Genomic DNA, 15,029 nt, shown 5'->3' on the forward strand with positions numbered 1-15,029 from the left:
TCTCCTCTTGTCCCCCAAGCCTGGGCCCGGCGTGAAAGCCGGGCCTTTTTTTATTCCTGGCCGCCTTGCTCGCTTCAATTGGTCTAGCGTAGCCTGATAAGATATGCCGATGATTGAAAACGCTTTCCGCTTCGATACCGCCATTGCCGCCATCGACGCGGAAAATATGGAAGACCCGAACGTTGCGCTTCATGGGAGCCGTGAATTTCCAAAGGAGCTTCTTTACGCCATTCGCATGACGAAGTGGCTTGAGCGTTTCCGGCCGGACGCTTCCGAAGCGCTTCGTCTTGCCGTCCGCGCCCAGCACATCCGGCGTTGGGAAATCCCCCGCACCGATTACCCGGAAGGACGCATCGGCTATTTGAAGTGGCGGACGGCGCTGAAACATTTTCACGCCGAGCTTGCCGGGCGTTTGCTGAAGGAGGCCGGATACGACACGGCGACAATCGGCCGCGTGCAGGCGCTCATCCGCAAGGAACATTTGAAGCAGGACGAAGAAGCCCAGGCGTTGGAGGACGTCGTTTGTCTGGTGTTCCTGGAAAGCTATTTCGCGGAGTTCTCGGAAAAGCACGAAGAGGAAAAGGTCGTCGTGATCGTGCGGAAAACCTGGAAGAAGATGTCGCCGATGGCGCGCGAAGCGGCCCTCGAACTAGCACTTTCCACCCCGGCGCGCACCTTGATCGAAAAAGCGCTTGGGCAGGCTTAAGACGTCTTCACCAAGCCCTTCAGTTCGATCGTATTGCCGTCTGGATCTTCGATATAGATGGAGGGGCCAACGCCTTCCGCACCATAACGTTCCGTCACACCGCCGTGGCGCACGCCATGTTTTTCAAGGTGGGCCAGGATGGCGGGTGTATCGAAGGGCTGGATCCTGAACGCCACGTGATCAACGTTTCGCCCCTCCTTGGCCGGGGCGGCACCCCCCTTCCTCCCGATCGCGCCTTCGATATCCACGAGATCGATCAGCGCGCGGCCCGCCCGAAGCTGCGTCAAGCCGAACTCCTCGACCGTGCGCTCCGGCGTGCACCCGAGAACCTCCATATAGAAACGCCGCGCCCGCGCCGCGTCCGTGACGCGCAGGACGACATGATCTATCTCCAGGATGCGAAACGCCATGTCACCCCTGCCCTACGCCTGGTTCTTCCTTGGCGGGCTCTCCCTGCGTTCGCCCCTTCCACTCCCCGCCCCGTTTGTGCCAATGACGACGGGCCGAATCGAACGTCATCCCGCAGTAGAGCAGCGCGACGAAAGGAAGCAGGAAGCCGGTCCAGGCGGCTTCCCCGTAAAGCCGCAAGCTTGGGCGATAGGCGGCCGCCATCAGGACCCACGCCGCAAGGCCGAAGGCGCCCGCGCCGGCGTTTTCGTGCAGCCCGTAAAGAAGGACGAAGGTAGGCGGCAAAAGATAGGTCACCGTCATCCCGGCCAGCACGCCCGCAAGCCTCGCGGGCGAATGCCGAAGTTCAGTATAGGCCGTGCGCGCGACCATATGCCAGACCCCCGAAAGCCCGCCATAGGCGCGGATGCTGTGTGTTTCCAGGGTGAGGCCAAGCCAAATCGGACCATTCGCCTTGATCGCGCGCGCCAGGGCGCAATCGTCGATCAATTCATTCCGAATGGCGCCAAGCCCGTCCAAACGGTCCAGTGCCGCCCGCCGGACAAGCATGCAGCCGCCGGCGGCGGCGGCCATCGGCTTGATCGGGTCGTTCACCCATGAAAAAGGGTAAAGCATCTGGAAAAAGAAAACGAACGCCGGCAGCAAGAGGCGTTCCCAGAACGTCTCCGCCTTAAGGCGCACCATCAGGGAAACAAGGTCGAGCGCGCCGGTTTCCGCCTTGGCGACGAGGGCGCTTACATTATCCGGCGCGTGCGCGATGTCGGCATCCGTAAAAAGGAAATAGCCCGCCCCTTTCGCCGCGGTCTTCGCCTCAAGAAGCCTTCCCTGTTCCATCGCCCACACCTTGCCGACCCAGCCCTTCGGCAAGGCGCCGCTTCCGATCACGGTGAGCAAGCCTTCCTTGCCGAGAGCGGCGGCGGAAGCGCGCGCGCACCCGGCCGTAGCGTCGCTGCTGCCATCGTCCACGAGGATGATGGAAAACTTGCCCGGATAGTCCTGGACGAGAAGGGATCGGATCGCCTCACCGACGACGGCCGCCTCGTTCCGCGCCGGCACTACGGCGACGACCTCCGGCCAAACCGCCGGCTCGCGCAGGCCACGCGGCAAACGCTGATCGGCCCGCCAGAAATCACCGCGGAAGAAAACGAGATAAACCCAGATGGCGAAAGAAAGCGCGCCCAAAGAAGAAAGCAGTCCCGTCATCGAAAGTCCGCTCACCCATCCCCTGATGCTTCGCACTAACGTGCCCGATCTCCTATATAGTGCGAAGGAACGCGCAGCGCGCAAGGATGGAAATGGACGATCAGGAAACGGACAACTTTTCGGGGCGGATCAAGCGCTATGCGAAGGTAGGCGCCGCCGTCGGTGGGCTGGCGGCGGGTTTTGCCGGCAAGCAGTTTCTCGGCCGTCCGCTGGATCGCGGGCAGCACGCCCTTGAAATCCGCGCCGCCCTTGGCGGCCTCAAGGGGCCCTTGATGAAGGTGGCCCAGCTTCTTTCCACCATTCCCGACCTGCTGCCCCAAGAATACGCGCGCGAACTGACCGAACTGCAGGCAAACGCGCCCTCGATGGGCTGGCCTTTCGTGAAGCGCCGGATGACGAGCGAACTTGGGCCAGACTGGCTTGATAAATTCGAAACCTTCAAGCGCGAGGCGTCGGCGGCGGCCTCTCTCGGCCAGGTCCATCACGCCATCGGCCGGGATGGGCGTGAGCTTGCCTGCAAGCTGCAGTACCCGGACATGCGGGCCACCGTCGAGGCGGACCTCAAGCAATTGAAGCTTCTTTTCCAGATTTATCGCCGTTTCGATCGCGCGGTGGACACCGGCGATATCTTCGAAGAAATTTCCGAACGCCTCCGGGAAGAACTCGACTACCAGCGCGAGGCCCGTCACATGGCGCTCTACAATTACATGCTAAGGGACGAATCCGGCGTCCACGTCCCCAAGGCGGTGCCCGAGCTTTCGACGAAGCGGTTGCTCACGATGGACTGGCTTCACGGAGAGAAGCTGCTGGCCTTCAAGGACCGCGAGCCTGAGCATCGGAAGCAAGTGGCGTGCAACATGTTCCGCGCCTGGTATCTTCCCTTCTATGCCTACGGCGTCATTCACGGCGATCCACATTTGGGTAACTATTCCGTCCGCGAGGATTTCTCGATCAACCTGCTCGACTTCGGCTGCATCCGGGTCTTCCGCCCGCCGTTCGTGCAAAGCGTCATCGATCTGTACCACGCGCTGCGCGACGGCAACGAGGAACTGATGATCGAATCCTACAAAACCTGGGGGTTTTCCGATCTTTCCCGGGAGCTGATCGAGGTTCTGAACATCTGGGCCCGCTTCGTCTACGCGCCTTTAATGGAAGACCGCGTGCGGCCGATCGAGGAAACGAACGCCATCACCTACGGCGCCGAGATCGCGGCGAAGGTGCACGGCGAACTCAAGCGGCTTGGCGGCGTCAAGCCGCCGCGCGAATTCCTTCTTATGGATCGGGCAACGATCGGCCTGGGGTCCGTTTTCCTGCACCTCAAGGCGGAGATCAACTGGCACCGGCTTTTTCATGAGCTTGTGGACGGCCTCGATCTCCAGCGCATCGGCGAACGCCAAGAGGCGGCGCTTTGGCAGGCGGGTCTTTTCGAAAAAAACTAGGCCTCAGGAAGCGGGCGGCGAGCTCGGCGTTTCTTTCTTCGGCTTCTTCGACGGTTCCTCGCCGGGCCAGGGGAATTGCGTTTCCGCCCATTCCGCGCGCTTCAGCCACGTATCGAGCGCCGCCATCGTCTGGCCCTGGTCTTCCGTCTCGTCCGCAAACCAGACCTGCAGGACCGCGAAATAGACGACGGCCAGACCCTTGACGCGAAGCGCCCCGTGCAGGCCCGACGTCGAGACGCCGGCCCCTTCCAGCATCCACGCCATCGACAGCAGGTAACGACGAAGCCCAAAACCCATGGCGACGGGGTCGCAGACGGCATCGCGCAAGACGGCGGCAATCCCCTTCTTGTAGGGAGAAAGCGCGTCGAATCGCCGCATCAGGATCTCGAAAAGCCTGTCACGCGGGGAAGCGTCCGCATCTTCCTTTTCCATGCCCGCCAGGATTTCTTCATCGATGGCGCGCACGAAGGAATCGAGAATCGCCTCGCGCGAGAGGTGCCGCTTGTAAAGCTCGGAAAGCGAGACACCCGCCTTCCCCGCGATATCGTGGAGCGAAACGTTCCTCCAGCCCTTTGATACCGCCAGTTCGAGGGCCGCGGCCGCGATCGTCCTTGCCTCGTCTTGCTTGCTAGCCGCCATCCTGTGTTTTCTTCTCTCCAGGCGTGGGCGCCCACTCTTCGATCAGCTTCTTCGCAAGCTCGAGCTGGGCGGGGGCAAGGCTTGCGGCCGCCTTGTCCCGGTTACCCAGTTCCTGCTCGCGGTCTTCACCCGGCGGGAACGCCGCCGCCGACAGCGTAAACCATTTATAGGCCTGAATAAGATCTTTGTCGGTCCCCAGGCCCAACGCATAGATAGCGCCGAGATTGCTCTGCGCCTTCGCGTGGCCTTGCTCGGCCGCGAGACGGAACCACTGGAGGGCCTCCACGTCGTTCCGGCGGATTGGCCCTTGGCCAAAGGAATAGAGAAGGCCGATGTTGTATTGGGAACTCGCATCCCCTTGGGCGGCGGCCTGCTGGTACCATTTCAACGCTTCGAGAATATCTTTCTCGACGCCGTCGCCGTTCTCGTAAGAGATCCCAAGATTGTGCTGGGCGCGCAGGTGGCCCTGCGTGGCGGCGCGGCGGTACCAGGAGACCGCCTTGGCCAGGTCTTGCTCGACGCCTTTTCCGTTGTCGTAGGCGACGGCAAGGGTGTATTGCGCTTCCGCATCCCCCGCAACCGCCTTTTCCTTGGTCCGCTCAATGCCATTGAAGCCACGCCAGATGAGGAAGCCGAAGACGACGGCCACTACGGCAAGAAAGGCAATCAGTCCGCGCAAAAAGTGGTGCTGGAAAACCATGGAATGCCTCGCGTGGGTGCGCTGATCCCTTAAGAATATCCGATTTCCGTGGCACCTAGGCAATGCGTTTCCTGGGCATCTTTCGGAACGCCCTAGAAATCCGGCTTGATCGGTGGGCTTTTTTTGACCAAGAAGAGGGAATGGAAATCGCTAAAGTCGCTTACGGCGTTTCGATTGAGAAGGCAGGCAATCGCTTCGTCGTCACCTTCCCCGACTTCCCGGAAGCGAGGGCGGAAGCCGACGATTTTGCGGGCGCCTTCGATATCGCTTCCCGCTGTATCGAGGAAACCCTCGCGGAGCGTATCCGAAAAAACCAAGCCATCCCCGCCCCTTCCCTCGTCCTCGGCTGCAAAGTGACCCCGGGCGCCGCCATCGCCGCAAAGGCGCTTCTCCACAAGATTCTCCGGGAGAATGGCAAGACACCGACCGATCTGGCAGCCAAACTCGGAAAAGGCGAAAAGGAAGTGCTCGCACTGCTGGACCCTGACTGCACGTCGAACCCGGCGGAGTTGAGCGCGGCGATCGAGGCGCTGGGGGTAAAACTTGCCATGGCCGCCTGCTCGATCCGCGTGGGAGGCTAGCCAGGTTCCGTTACGGCGTCCGCGATTTATTTCTTCGCAGACAAAAGTACGCTCAACGCTCTTGCGCTTTTTGCAAAGGCTTCAGGCTTTCCGACAAAGCGCCCGACATCAGCTTCGGCAGCTTGCCGGCTTCCACAAGGTACTTGTCCGTCGTCTTCTGAAAGTAGTTTCCCTGAATCTGCAATATCTCTTCCACCGTTTTGCACCGACTCAGTTCCTGGCTCGCATTCACGGCATCGGACAGAACGTTCTTCGAATAGTTCAAGAGCTCGGTATTGAAACCCGACAGCCCGCGAAGCGCCGCGGCGGTCGTCTCGTTTGCCAGCGCCACCCAGCCGTCCATCCACGCCATGGACGCCGCCGACGTCCGGCCTTCGGCTTGCGGGGCTTTGGCGTTCTTCGCTTCTGATCTTTTTTCCGTCATGGGAATCTCCATTGATCCGCGGGCCTTGGGCCTGCTCTTCGTTTTGGCCAGGTCTAGCTTATCCTGCTGTAAACCAATTTCTGCGTAAGCTGACGCGCAAGCTCGCACTTCCGATCAAATTCGTCGCGAACGATCGGATGGGTTGCAAAAGAGAGGCTTTGCTTTTTCTCCGCCTCGAACGTGTTCAGGAAGGAATCGAACTCGCGGCCCAGATTTTCGAGAGTCTCCAGCAGTTCCTCCACCGTCCGAAAGGAGACATCGTTATATTCGACATACTCTTTCGTTACGGTTTTGCCGTTGGCTGTTTCGTGATTGAGAGATAGATTCGCTACGGTTGCCATTGTTGTATCCCCCCTCAAAAAAACGCTTGCCTTAGCGGCGATGCTATACCGTCGTAACGGCTGATACGTTGATTTAGGTCAATTGGGGCAAGACTCTCCGAAATCAAGGACGCTCACGAATCAAAAACGGCGCGCTGAGACGGCACGCTTGGAAGCACCGCACAACGGTGCCGCCCAACAAGTCCCGGTTGGTAAGCCCAAGTAAGATGATCGTTATGTTGCAGAGCGGCAGGCAGGCGCCCCCCTTCACGCGCGCCCCACCTTTCGCGCTTGCGAAGAAGCGGGGGTTGCCCCCCCTTGTATTTCAATATAAGAGACAGCATCTTGTTCTTTCATAAGCCTTTTACGGCTAAAAAAGAAAGAAGAAGGGATGCTGATTACTCCAAAAAAAGAGCGTCCCGTCGTTACCCCTCTCACTTGCGCCATCTGCAAGGAGAGAGAACGAACGGTCTGCGCGGCGGTGCCCACGGCAAACCTATCCGGGCTGGAGGGCTGCCGCCTCGGCGATCGCAACTTCAGCGCCGGAGACATCCTTTTCGAGCAGGGTCAAACCGCCGACAATCTCTATATCATCAAGAAGGGATGGGCGATCCTATATACCCTCACCCATCACGGGGAGCGCCAAATTCTGAATTTTGCCCTGCCCGGCGGAATGCTTGGCTTCCATCCCGATCTCGAGACCCCGATACCATACTCTCTGCAAGCCTTGACCCCGCTCACGGTTTGCGTCTTTCCGCAGAAAAATCTTCTCGAGTTTTTCCGCCAATCCCCGGACGCGGCCTTGCGTATGGCGGCCATCACGGTTAGCGAGGCGGAGTTCGCGTTTCAGCACTTGACGAATGTGGGCCGCCATTCGGCGCGCGAGGCCGTCGCCAATCTTTTGCTAGAGCTTTGCATGCGGGTGAAGGAGCGGATACCGGCGACGGGCGATACGATCGAGCTTCCGCTACGCCAGGAACACCTTGCGGACGCCCTCGGCCTCACCATCGCCCATGTGAACCGCACGCTGCGAAAACTCCGGGAAAACGGCGCGCTCTTGTTTCAGAATCAGGTCCTATGCATCCTCAACAAAGACCTTCTTATCCAGGAGGCAGGCGCCGATCCGGTAGAAATGCTGATAAAAATCCGGGATGGCCACCAGCGCCGCCAGGAAAGATTGAAAAAGGCGTTGATGGGGAAATAACCCCCTTTTCCCCCAACCCGAGAAAAAGAGAACTACCGGGGAAAACTTAGTCCCGGAAATTCACGTATTGAAGGGGCTGGACGATCTTAAGCCCCTTGATCCGCGCGATAGCTTCCTGCAGGTCGTCTCGCTTCTTGCCCGAGACGCGCAGCTCGTCCCCCTGGATGGCGACCTGCACCTTAAGCTTTGCGTCCTTGATCCCCTTCACGACCTCCTGGGCAAGGTCGCGGGCGATGCCCTGCTTGATGGTGATTACCTGGCGCAGCGTATTGCCGGAAGCCTTCTCGGGCTTGGCAAAATCGAGGGCGCCAGTGTCCACCTTGCGTTTTGCGAGGTGGCCGCGCAAAAGCTCCTGCACCTGCTTCAGTTTGAAATCGTCATCCGCCTTGATCGTCAGGGCTGCCTCGGACCGTTCGATCGAGCATTGGCTGCCCTTGAAGTCGTAGCGCGTCCCGATCTCGCGCATGGCGCTTTGAATGGCGTTGTCAACCTCGGCAAGGTCGGTGCGCGAAACGATATCGAAGGAAGGCATGAGAGAAATCCCGTTGGCCGAATTCGCCAAAATGGCACGAAAGGGCTGGTCGCGAAGACGTTTTGGTCTAAATCATTCACGTCTTCGGATCAAGGTGTTGGCTCAAAAACGAAAGGATATGGCTGTTTTTATTCGTTCCCGGTATTTTGCAACCGGCGCGTTGGCTATTCCGTTTTAGGAGACATCCAAGGGAACAAAGGCCAGCCGCTGTCGAAACCGGCATAGGCTAGCAGTTGGTTTTCATCTGGCACCGTTGCTATCTGGTTGTCCACTTCCAGCAACCCTTTCTTGCGCAGCATGGAAATCGGCGATCCGGTGCGCTGCAAGCAGCTCTGCGATATTTTGCTTAAGAGTTACGGGATTTACGTGCAACCGATCAACTACCCGACGGTTCCGCGCGGGACCGAGCGGATGCGAATAACACCTTCGCCGCTGCACAGCGACACCATGATCGACCAATTGGCAGAGGCCATGCACAGCGTGCGCCGTCAGATAAGTCTTCGCTGCGTGGCCTAGAAGACATTGCCGCGTTTAGGAAGCTGACCGGCTCTCGAGGTTGGCCTGTTCAAGGGCTTCGCTTGCGCGCAGCCAACGCTCTTCGGCGGCGGCAAGGTCACGCTCAACCTCGGCGCGCGTCTTCATAAGCTCGCTCACGGAAACGCCCTTCGGCACACCCGCCTCGTCTTGCAAAACGAACAACGTCCGGTCAATCTCGGCGCGTCGGCGCGAGAGTTGCTTCATTTCGGCCTCGGCCTGCTTGGCCGCCTGGCGCAGAGCCTGGTTGCGCTCGCGTGCCTTGGCTGCCATGCGCCGTTCGTCCCTTCGACTGGAACGTTCGGCCGGTTTTTTACTGTTTTCTGCCTTGTCCGCGCCACGGCCAAGCACCAGGTCACGGTAGTCGTCGAGACTGCCATCGAATTCCTTCACCGTGCCGTCGGCAACCAGCATAAGACGATCGGCCACAAGTTCCAGCAGATGCCGGTCGTGGCTGACCACGACAACCGCGCCGCTGTATTCGTTCAAGGCCTGGACCAGCGCTTCGCGCGCATCGACGTCTAGATGGTTGGTCGGCTCGTCCAGAATCAGTATGTGCGGCGCTTCCCGAGTGATTAGCGCCAGGGCAAGCCTCGCGCGCTCGCCGCCTGAAAGCCGGCGCACCTCCACATGTACCTTGTCACCCGAAAATCCGAAACGGCCGAGCTGGGCGCGCACCTCGCCGGTCCCGGCCGTCGGCAGCCAGCGTGTCATGTGCTGCAGCGGCGTTTCCTCGGGCGACAGTTCCTCGATCTGGTGTTGAGCAAAATAGCCGACCCGTAATTTACCGCTGGCCGTCATGCCTCCCGCCATCGGCTTCAGCTGACCGGCCAGCAGACGCGCTAACGTGGTTTTGCCATTGCCGTTGCGGCCTACCAGCGCGATGCGGTCGTCCGGATCTATGCGCAGCTTCACATGTGACAGAATGGGCGCGCCGGCAACATAGCCGACCGCGGCATCATCCAACGCAACGAGCGGGGGCCGCATTTCCTTTGGGCTAGGAAACCCGAAGACGAGCGAGGCGTCTTCGGCGCTCTCGGCGATCGGCTCCATACGGGAAAGGGCCTTCAGGCGACTCTGGGCCTGGCGCGCGGTATGCGCCTTGTAGCGCCAGCGGTCGACATAGGCTTGCAGCTTTTTGCGCTTTGCTTCCTGTTGGGTGCGCAGCGCCTCGGCCTGGGCCTGGCGGCCGCGCCTAAGCCGCTCGAACGCGTCGTAGCCGCCCGGATAGAGCGTAATCTTGCCGCCCTCCAGATGGAGAATGTGATCAACCACGCTGTTCAACAGGTCGCGCTCGTGGCTCACGACGATCAAGGTGGAACGGTACGTCTTCAGGAAAGACTCGAGCCAGATCTCCGCCTCGAGATCGAGGTGGTTCGACGGCTCGTCGAGCAGCAAGAGATCGGGCTCGGAGAATAGCAGAGCGGCAAGCGCCACGCGCATGCGCCAACCGCCGGAGAAAGAATCGAGGGGCCGGTGTTGCGCGTCTTCGTCGAAGCCGAGACCGGCAAGGATGCGGGCCGCCCGCGCCGGCGCGCGATGGGCGGCAATGGCATTGAGCCGTTCATGGAGTTCGCCCATGCGGTGGGGATCCGGTGTTTGCTCGACTTCAAGCAGCAGGCGCGCGCGCTCGGTATCCGCCGCGAGCACGGTATCGAACGGTGTCGCCGTGCCGGCCGGGGCTTCCTGGGCAACATAGCCGATTCGCGTTTCGCGCGGCGCCTCAACGGCGCCGTCGTCGGCCTCGGTGAGGCCGGCGATGAGCTTGAGCAGCGTCGATTTTCCCGCACCGTTGCGACCGATCAGCCCAATGCGGCTTTTCGGCGGCAACGAGGCGGACGCATGATCCAGGATGAGATGGCCACCCAGACGCACGGTGAGGTTATTAAGAACGAGCATGAAAAAAGACATCAAGAGGATGCATGGGTGCCCCCTGATAGCACATTCGAACACCGCCGAACACCGCAGGTCATCGGGAGCAAATACGGGGGACGGATTGAATTGTCCTTGGCCTTGCTTGGTCCTATCCCTGCCCCCCCTCCCAGGCGCTAACCCGGTCAACGCCAAAGGACGCTGAAGAAGGGCTATCGCGTTCTTCTTAGAAATCCACCTGGGCGCGGAGCATGAAGATCCGCGGGTCGTCGTCGCCGCGGAAGGTCTCGCCGGGAAGCAAGGGGCCTGAACTGCCGGTCGCCTGGTTATCGGTGTTGACCCAGATGTAGTTCGCCAGGAAGCGGACGTACGCGTTGGCGTACCAGTTAAGGCCCAAAGTGATGTTCTTCTCGCCGCCGCCGGTGACATCCTTGTCCGTAAGATCGATCGCGCTGTAACGCAGCGCGATCTCCCAGGCGCCGAAGCCGCCGTCCTCCAGGGAACGCGTCGGAACCACCCGGCCGAAAATGCCTTTGTTCGCCTCGTACTTCCGGGATTCGCCGGTCAGGAAGACGCTGACCAGGGCGTACCATCCCTTGAAGTCGAGGGTGGAAAGGGCCGCCCGGCTCACCGAGGAGCCCATGTATTCGCCCTGGAGCGAGAGGGGACCGTAAACGGTGGCCAGTTCCGCGCCGTAGGTCAGCACGTCGTCCACCTTGCCCGGAATCGTGCCGGTGTCGACGAAGCGGGTGGCCGTCAGATGGGATTCCGGGCGTTGGCGAATGCGAATGGCTTCGTCTTGCGGGTTCTTCCAGGTGACGGCACCGCCCAGGTGGATAACCTCGGTGGCCTCGTGCACCGGCGCAAAGGTCGCCCGGGCGGTCAGCGCATAGCCTTCGTCGCCTTCGTTGGCGACGTCGTTGGAGGCGCTGCCGCTGCCCCCCGTCGCCGCCAGGGTCCAATTGCCGCCGTTGGTGTTGGCGCCGACGCTGATCAGCCGCCCGGGGGCGAAGATGTCGGGGAGCGCGCGCTCCATGAAGGCAACGTTGGTGTCGCTCGTCAGCTGATCGAGGCTGAAGGGCTGCTTGAAGTGCCCGACGGTCAAGGTGACGGGCTTGAGCCCGCGATAGGCCAGGTAAACGTCCTGAAGCGCCACCCCGTCGTTTGCGAAATCGGCTTCGATCTTATACCCCCAGTCCCACAGCGCCCCCGCCCCCGAAAGGTAGACGCGGCGAAACTCCGTCCCGTCGCCGAGTTCGGTCTTGTCCTGGGTATAGGAGGTGTAGTCGGTCTGGACGCGGCCGTTGATCTTGAAGGAAAAATTACCGTCTTTCGACTGAACGCCGATGCCGCCCTTGGTCGTCACCTCGACGTCGCCGCCGGGCGCGGTCGGTTTCGTCTGCTTCGCCTGCTCCGCCCGGACCTGCTCAAGTTCCCGGCTGATGTTCTCCATCATCTTCTTCTGGATCTCAAGCTGCTGCATGAGCTGCTCGATCTGCTGCTGTTGGCCGGTCTGGGCAAAGGCCGGCAGCGCCGCAAGCACGCCGGCAACGGATAGGGCCGTCGTCTTGGCCAGAAAACGCGAGCGGTGCATGGCATTCATCCTTGTTAATTGTTGCAAAACTATGTGTTTTTATGTTATATTTTTAAAATATGCAACGAACAATGGCCCCGAAATTGCCCTTGGCCCCCCTACCCGCCGACGGCGTGCCACCACGGGATTAAGCCGCTTGCGAGTCATTGTTTTTTCTTCGGAAGGCATTGGGAAATGAACGTGACGCGCCCGCTCAGAAACGCCGTTTTCGGGATCCTTTTCCTGCTTAGTGGGGCCCTTGCCTTCCCGGCGGGAAGTCAAGAAACCTATATTACCGTCGCCTCAACGACATCGACGGAGGCTTCGGGGCTTTACGAGCACATTCTTCCAAAATTCAAGGAGGCGACCGGAATCAATGTGCGCGTCGTCGCCGTCGGCACCGGCCAGGCTATTGCCATTGCCGAAAAGGGGGACGCCGATGTGCTTTTCGTTCACGACAAGCCGTCCGAGATCGCCTTTTTGAAGAAGGGCGAAGGGATTGATCGTTACGATGTCATGTACAACGACTTTGTCGTCGTTGGCCCCAAGACCGATCCCGCCAGGATTGGGGGCATGAAAGACGTTGTCGCCGCCTTTGCCAAGATTGCCGGGGCGAAGGCGCCCTTTGTCTCGCGGGGAGACGATTCGGGCACCCACAAATCCGAACTGCGCCACTGGAATGCCGCCGCTATTAACGCGAAGAAGGCCTCCGGCAGTTGGTACCGCGAGGTGGGCTCCGGCATGGGGGCGACGCTAAACACGGCCGCCAGCATGGACGCCTACACGCTGGCGGATCGGGGCACATGGCTCAGCTTCGAGAACCGTCAGAATCTCGTTATTCTCGTCGAAGGGGATCCGCGGCTCTTCAATCAGTATGGGATTGCCCTCGTGAATCCGGCGAAGCACCCGCATGTGAAATTCGCAGAAGGCCAGGCCTTTATCGACTGGGTTCTCTCAAAGGACGGACAACGGACTATCGCGAACTACAAGATCGGCGGCGAACAACTCTTTTTTCCGAACGCAACCGGAACCGGCACCTGGCTGGAAATTTTGTCGAAAGAAAAATAGCTCGGAACAGAGCCTCGCGACGGCGGCCCCTTAGGCTTGGCGATCGGCGGGGCTGGCTTCGACCGAGTTTTCAGCCAGAGGCTGTTTTTCTTCAGCGAGATAGACGTAAATCATCGGCCCGATGAAAAGGGTGCACAGCATGCCGAAGGTCATGCCGGCACCGGTTTTGTGCCTTCTCTAACCAAGGTGGTAGCGGAGGAGGGATTCGAACCCCCGACACAAGGATTATGATTCCTCTGCTCTACCGACTGAGCTACTCCGCCATGAAGGCCGGTATTCTAACGGCAAAATTAGAGCGCTTTGAGTGCGGGAAGAAGGGGTTCTTGTCAAGCCGCCTCCGACGCCGTGGCGGTATCCGCCGCCGCCGCCACGATCCAGCCGCCGCCCAAGACCCGCTCGCCCCTGTAGAAGACGCAGGCCTGGCCGGGAGAGACGCCGTATTCCGGCATTTCGAGCGCCACCATTGCCCCCCCCTCGCCCTTCCCGAAGACGCGGGCTGCGTGAGGCTTTTCCGTCGAGCGGATCTTGACCTCGCAGCCGGTCTCTTCCGCGCCAAGGCCGGTCTCCCCAAGCCAATTCACGTCGCGCAAAACAATCCGCGTGCGCTTTAACGATTCCCTCGGCCCGACCACGACGCAGTTCGCGGCGGAATCGAGCCGCACCACGTAAAGGGGCTCGCCCCCGCCAAGGCCCAAGCCCCGGCGCTGGCCTACCGTGTAGCAGGCAATGCCGGCGTGACGCCCCAGCACGCGGCCGGCTTCGTCCACAATGTCGCCTTCACGCATCGCCTCGGGACGAAGCTTTTCGACCAGGCGGGCATACCGCCCGTCGGGAACGAAGCAGATGTCTTGGCTGTCCGTCTTTTCCGCCACCTCGAGCCCGAAACGGCGCGCCGCCTCGCGGGTCTCCGCCTTCGCCAAACCGCCAAGGGGAAAGCGCAGAAACCCAAGCTCGGCCTGGGTCGTGCGGAAGAGGAAATAGCTCTGGTCGCGGGCAAGGTCGGCGGCGCGGTGCATCTCGACCCTCGCTTCCCCCTCCACCCGCCTCGCGTAGTGGCCGGTGGCAAGGGCGTCGGCACCCAAATCTTTCGCCGTGCCCAGAAGATCGCGAAACTTGACGGTCTGGTTGCAAAGAACGCAAGGGATCGGCGTTTCGCCCGCGGCGTAGCCGTCCGCAAACTTCTCGATCACGTCCTCGCGGAAGCGGGACTCAAAATTGAGAACGTAGTGCGGGATCCGAAGCGTTGCCGCGACGCGCTTCGCGTCGTAAATGTCCTGGCCCGCGCAGCAGGCCTTCACCCGATGCGTTGCGGCCCCGTGATCATAGAGCTGCAGCGTGATGCCGACGACGTCGTAGCCTTCTTCCTTTAAGAGCGCGGCCGCGACCGAGCTGTCGACACCGCCCGACATGGCGACGACGATACGCGTGGCGGAAGGCTTCTTGTCGAGCCCCATGGAATTCATGAAATCACGCCCTTTGCCTATTCACGGTTTCCTTCGGCAAAGTCACCGTCAAACCGTCCAACCCTTCCGTTATTCGCACTTGGCAACCGAGACGCGACGTTTTCGTGACGCCGAAGGCAAGGTCCAGCATGTCTTCCTCGTCCTCGGAGGCTTCGTCGAGAAGTTCATGGAATTCCGGGGTCACGATGACGTGGCAGGTGGAACACGACAACGAGCCGTCACACGCGCCTTCGATCGGCACGTCGTTTGCCCGGGCGACATCGAGGATCGACTGGCCGACCTCGGCCTGGACCTCCTGACGCTTTCCGTCGGGGTAAAGGAAAATCATTTTCGGCATCGCCTGGGCTCGCTCTCCCGGTTCGA

Annotated in this window: 18 protein-coding genes, 1 tRNA gene and 1 pseudogene; 7 read left to right on the plus strand and 13 right to left on the minus strand. The window is 60.6% G+C overall.

The features are described 5' to 3' along the window. Nucleotides 1–109 precede the first annotated feature (109 nt). Nucleotides 110–706: a DUF4202 domain-containing protein gene (locus AB1781_02425; GenBank protein MEW5703429.1), complete on the plus strand. Its 597-nt coding sequence runs from the start codon at nt 110–112 to the stop codon at nt 704–706. Here AB1781_02425 and AB1781_02430 read toward each other — a convergent pair. After that, on the minus strand, nt 703–1,116 hold the full coding sequence (locus AB1781_02430; GenBank protein ID MEW5703430.1) for a VOC family protein: 414 nt from the start codon (nt 1,114–1,116) through the stop codon (nt 703–705). The genes AB1781_02425 and AB1781_02430 overlap by 4 nt on opposite strands. A 1-nt stretch (nt 1,117) precedes the next feature. Continuing rightward, entirely contained in the window at nt 1,118–2,332 is a 1,215-nt protein-coding gene (locus AB1781_02435) for a glycosyltransferase (protein ID MEW5703431.1), read from the minus strand. A gap of 77 nt (nt 2,333–2,409) precedes the next feature. Between AB1781_02435 and AB1781_02440 the strand changes: the two genes are divergently transcribed. Then, nucleotides 2,410–3,756: an AarF/ABC1/UbiB kinase family protein gene (locus AB1781_02440; GenBank protein MEW5703432.1), complete on the plus strand. Its 1,347-nt coding sequence runs from the start codon at nt 2,410–2,412 to the stop codon at nt 3,754–3,756. A gap of 3 nt (nt 3,757–3,759) precedes the next feature. Here the strand turns inward: AB1781_02440 and AB1781_02445 are convergent, their stop codons facing one another. After that, nucleotides 3,760–4,395, minus strand: a complete 636-nt coding sequence (locus AB1781_02445) for a TetR/AcrR family transcriptional regulator (GenBank protein MEW5703433.1) — start codon at nt 4,393–4,395, stop codon at nt 3,760–3,762. Then, nucleotides 4,385–5,095, minus strand: a complete 711-nt coding sequence (locus AB1781_02450; protein ID MEW5703434.1) for a tetratricopeptide repeat protein — start codon at nt 5,093–5,095, stop codon at nt 4,385–4,387. The genes AB1781_02445 and AB1781_02450 overlap by 11 nt, the downstream gene beginning before the upstream one ends. Nucleotides 5,096–5,235: 140 nt before the next feature. Between AB1781_02450 and AB1781_02455 the strand changes: the two genes are divergently transcribed. Further along, the gene (locus tag AB1781_02455) at nt 5,236–5,676 is read left to right on the plus strand and encodes a hypothetical protein (protein MEW5703435.1); all 441 of its coding nucleotides are present in this window, start codon (nt 5,236–5,238) and stop codon (nt 5,674–5,676) included. Between the two features lie 52 nt (nt 5,677–5,728). Here the strand turns inward: AB1781_02455 and AB1781_02460 are convergent, their stop codons facing one another. Beyond that, nucleotides 5,729–6,100, minus strand: coding sequence for a phasin family protein (locus AB1781_02460; GenBank protein ID MEW5703436.1), 372 nt, complete (start codon nt 6,098–6,100; stop codon nt 5,729–5,731). Nucleotides 6,101–6,153: 53 nt separating this feature from the next. Then, on the minus strand, nt 6,154–6,441 hold the full coding sequence (locus tag AB1781_02465) for a hypothetical protein (protein MEW5703437.1): 288 nt from the start codon (nt 6,439–6,441) through the stop codon (nt 6,154–6,156). A gap of 370 nt (nt 6,442–6,811) precedes the next feature. On the opposite strand from AB1781_02465, the gene AB1781_02470 reads away from it, so the two are divergent. Continuing rightward, complete coding sequence (locus AB1781_02470) at nt 6,812–7,624, plus strand: Crp/Fnr family transcriptional regulator (GenBank protein ID MEW5703438.1); 813 nt, start codon at nt 6,812–6,814, stop codon at nt 7,622–7,624. 46 nt (nt 7,625–7,670) lie between these two features. Here the strand turns inward: AB1781_02470 and AB1781_02475 are convergent, their stop codons facing one another. Continuing rightward, the gene (locus AB1781_02475) at nt 7,671–8,156 is read right to left on the minus strand and encodes a YajQ family cyclic di-GMP-binding protein (GenBank protein MEW5703439.1); all 486 of its coding nucleotides are present in this window, start codon (nt 8,154–8,156) and stop codon (nt 7,671–7,673) included. Between AB1781_02475 and AB1781_02480 the strand changes: the two genes are divergently transcribed. Both AB1781_02480 and AB1781_02485 read left to right on the plus strand, forming a co-directional pair. Further along, the gene (locus AB1781_02480; GenBank protein ID MEW5703440.1) at nt 8,155–8,334 is read left to right on the plus strand and encodes a hypothetical protein; all 180 of its coding nucleotides are present in this window, start codon (nt 8,155–8,157) and stop codon (nt 8,332–8,334) included. The genes AB1781_02475 and AB1781_02480 overlap by 2 nt on opposite strands. A 95-nt stretch (nt 8,335–8,429) precedes the next feature. Beyond that, nucleotides 8,430–8,672: pseudogene (locus AB1781_02485) on the plus strand (aminotransferase class I/II-fold pyridoxal phosphate-dependent enzyme). 15 nt (nt 8,673–8,687) lie between these two features. Here AB1781_02485 and AB1781_02490 read toward each other — a convergent pair. Both AB1781_02490 and AB1781_02495 read right to left on the minus strand, forming a co-directional pair. Next, entirely contained in the window at nt 8,688–10,589 is a 1,902-nt protein-coding gene (locus tag AB1781_02490) for an ABC-F family ATP-binding cassette domain-containing protein (GenBank protein ID MEW5703441.1), read from the minus strand. 199 nt (nt 10,590–10,788) lie between these two features. Next, a complete protein-coding gene (locus AB1781_02495; GenBank protein ID MEW5703442.1) occupies nt 10,789–12,156 on the minus strand; it encodes a porin in 1,368 nt (455 codons plus the stop codon). A 174-nt stretch (nt 12,157–12,330) separates the two neighbouring features. Between AB1781_02495 and AB1781_02500 the strand changes: the two genes are divergently transcribed. Beyond that, entirely contained in the window at nt 12,331–13,203 is an 873-nt protein-coding gene (locus AB1781_02500; GenBank protein ID MEW5703443.1) for an extracellular solute-binding protein, read from the plus strand. Between the two features lie 30 nt (nt 13,204–13,233). Here AB1781_02500 and AB1781_02505 read toward each other — a convergent pair whose 3' ends face one another. The 4 genes from AB1781_02505 to AB1781_02520 all read right to left on the minus strand — a co-directional run bounded on the left by AB1781_02505 (nt 13,234) and on the right by AB1781_02520 (nt 15,003). Further along, nucleotides 13,234–13,356 (minus strand): hypothetical protein, encoded by a 123-nt coding sequence (locus AB1781_02505; protein ID MEW5703444.1) that lies wholly within the window; start codon nt 13,354–13,356, stop codon nt 13,234–13,236. 34 nt (nt 13,357–13,390) lie between these two features. Beyond that, nucleotides 13,391–13,466, minus strand: a tRNA-Met gene (locus AB1781_02510). Between the two features lie 63 nt (nt 13,467–13,529). Next, nucleotides 13,530–14,666, minus strand: a complete 1,137-nt coding sequence (mnmA, locus tag AB1781_02515; protein MEW5703445.1) for a tRNA 2-thiouridine(34) synthase MnmA — start codon at nt 14,664–14,666, stop codon at nt 13,530–13,532. Nucleotides 14,667–14,670: 4 nt separating this feature from the next. After that, nucleotides 14,671–15,003: a 2Fe-2S iron-sulfur cluster-binding protein gene (locus tag AB1781_02520; GenBank protein ID MEW5703446.1), complete on the minus strand. Its 333-nt coding sequence runs from the start codon at nt 15,001–15,003 to the stop codon at nt 14,671–14,673. Nucleotides 15,004–15,029: the final 26 nt, after the last annotated feature.

Source organism: Pseudomonadota bacterium (assembly GCA_040752895.1).
In the GTDB taxonomy this organism is placed as follows: Bacteria; Pseudomonadota; Alphaproteobacteria.

Bases quoted from the DNA above. Each gene is read 5' to 3' on its own strand.
- AB1781_02425 (MEW5703429.1), top strand. From the start codon at position 110: ATGATTGAAAACGCTTTCCGCTTCGATACCGCCATTGCCGCCATCGAC.
- AB1781_02430 (MEW5703430.1), bottom strand. From the start codon at position 1,116: ATGGCGTTTCGCATCCTGGAGATAGATCATGTCGTCCTGCGCGTCACG.
- AB1781_02440 (MEW5703432.1), top strand. From the start codon at position 2,410: ATGGACGATCAGGAAACGGACAACTTTTCGGGGCGGATCAAGCGCTAT.
- AB1781_02445 (MEW5703433.1), bottom strand. From the start codon at position 4,395: ATGGCGGCTAGCAAGCAAGACGAGGCAAGGACGATCGCGGCCGCGGCC.
- AB1781_02450 (MEW5703434.1), bottom strand. From the start codon at position 5,095: ATGGTTTTCCAGCACCACTTTTTGCGCGGACTGATTGCCTTTCTTGCC.
- AB1781_02455 (MEW5703435.1), top strand. From the start codon at position 5,236: ATGGAAATCGCTAAAGTCGCTTACGGCGTTTCGATTGAGAAGGCAGGC.
- AB1781_02460 (MEW5703436.1), bottom strand. From the start codon at position 6,100: ATGACGGAAAAAAGATCAGAAGCGAAGAACGCCAAAGCCCCGCAAGCC.
- AB1781_02465 (MEW5703437.1), bottom strand. From the start codon at position 6,441: ATGGCAACCGTAGCGAATCTATCTCTCAATCACGAAACAGCCAACGGC.
- AB1781_02470 (MEW5703438.1), top strand. From the start codon at position 6,812: ATGCTGATTACTCCAAAAAAAGAGCGTCCCGTCGTTACCCCTCTCACT.
- AB1781_02480 (MEW5703440.1), top strand. From the start codon at position 8,155: ATGAGAGAAATCCCGTTGGCCGAATTCGCCAAAATGGCACGAAAGGGC.
- AB1781_02475 (MEW5703439.1), bottom strand. From the start codon at position 8,156: ATGCCTTCCTTCGATATCGTTTCGCGCACCGACCTTGCCGAGGTTGAC.
- AB1781_02490 (MEW5703441.1), bottom strand. From the start codon at position 10,589: ATGCTCGTTCTTAATAACCTCACCGTGCGTCTGGGTGGCCATCTCATC.
- AB1781_02495 (MEW5703442.1), bottom strand. From the start codon at position 12,156: ATGCACCGCTCGCGTTTTCTGGCCAAGACGACGGCCCTATCCGTTGCC.
- AB1781_02500 (MEW5703443.1), top strand. From the start codon at position 12,331: ATGAACGTGACGCGCCCGCTCAGAAACGCCGTTTTCGGGATCCTTTTC.
- AB1781_02505 (MEW5703444.1), bottom strand. From the start codon at position 13,356: ATGACCTTCGGCATGCTGTGCACCCTTTTCATCGGGCCGATGATTTAC.
- mnmA (MEW5703445.1), bottom strand. From the start codon at position 14,666: ATGAATTCCATGGGGCTCGACAAGAAGCCTTCCGCCACGCGTATCGTC.
- AB1781_02520 (MEW5703446.1), bottom strand. From the start codon at position 15,003: ATGCCGAAAATGATTTTCCTTTACCCCGACGGAAAGCGTCAGGAGGTC.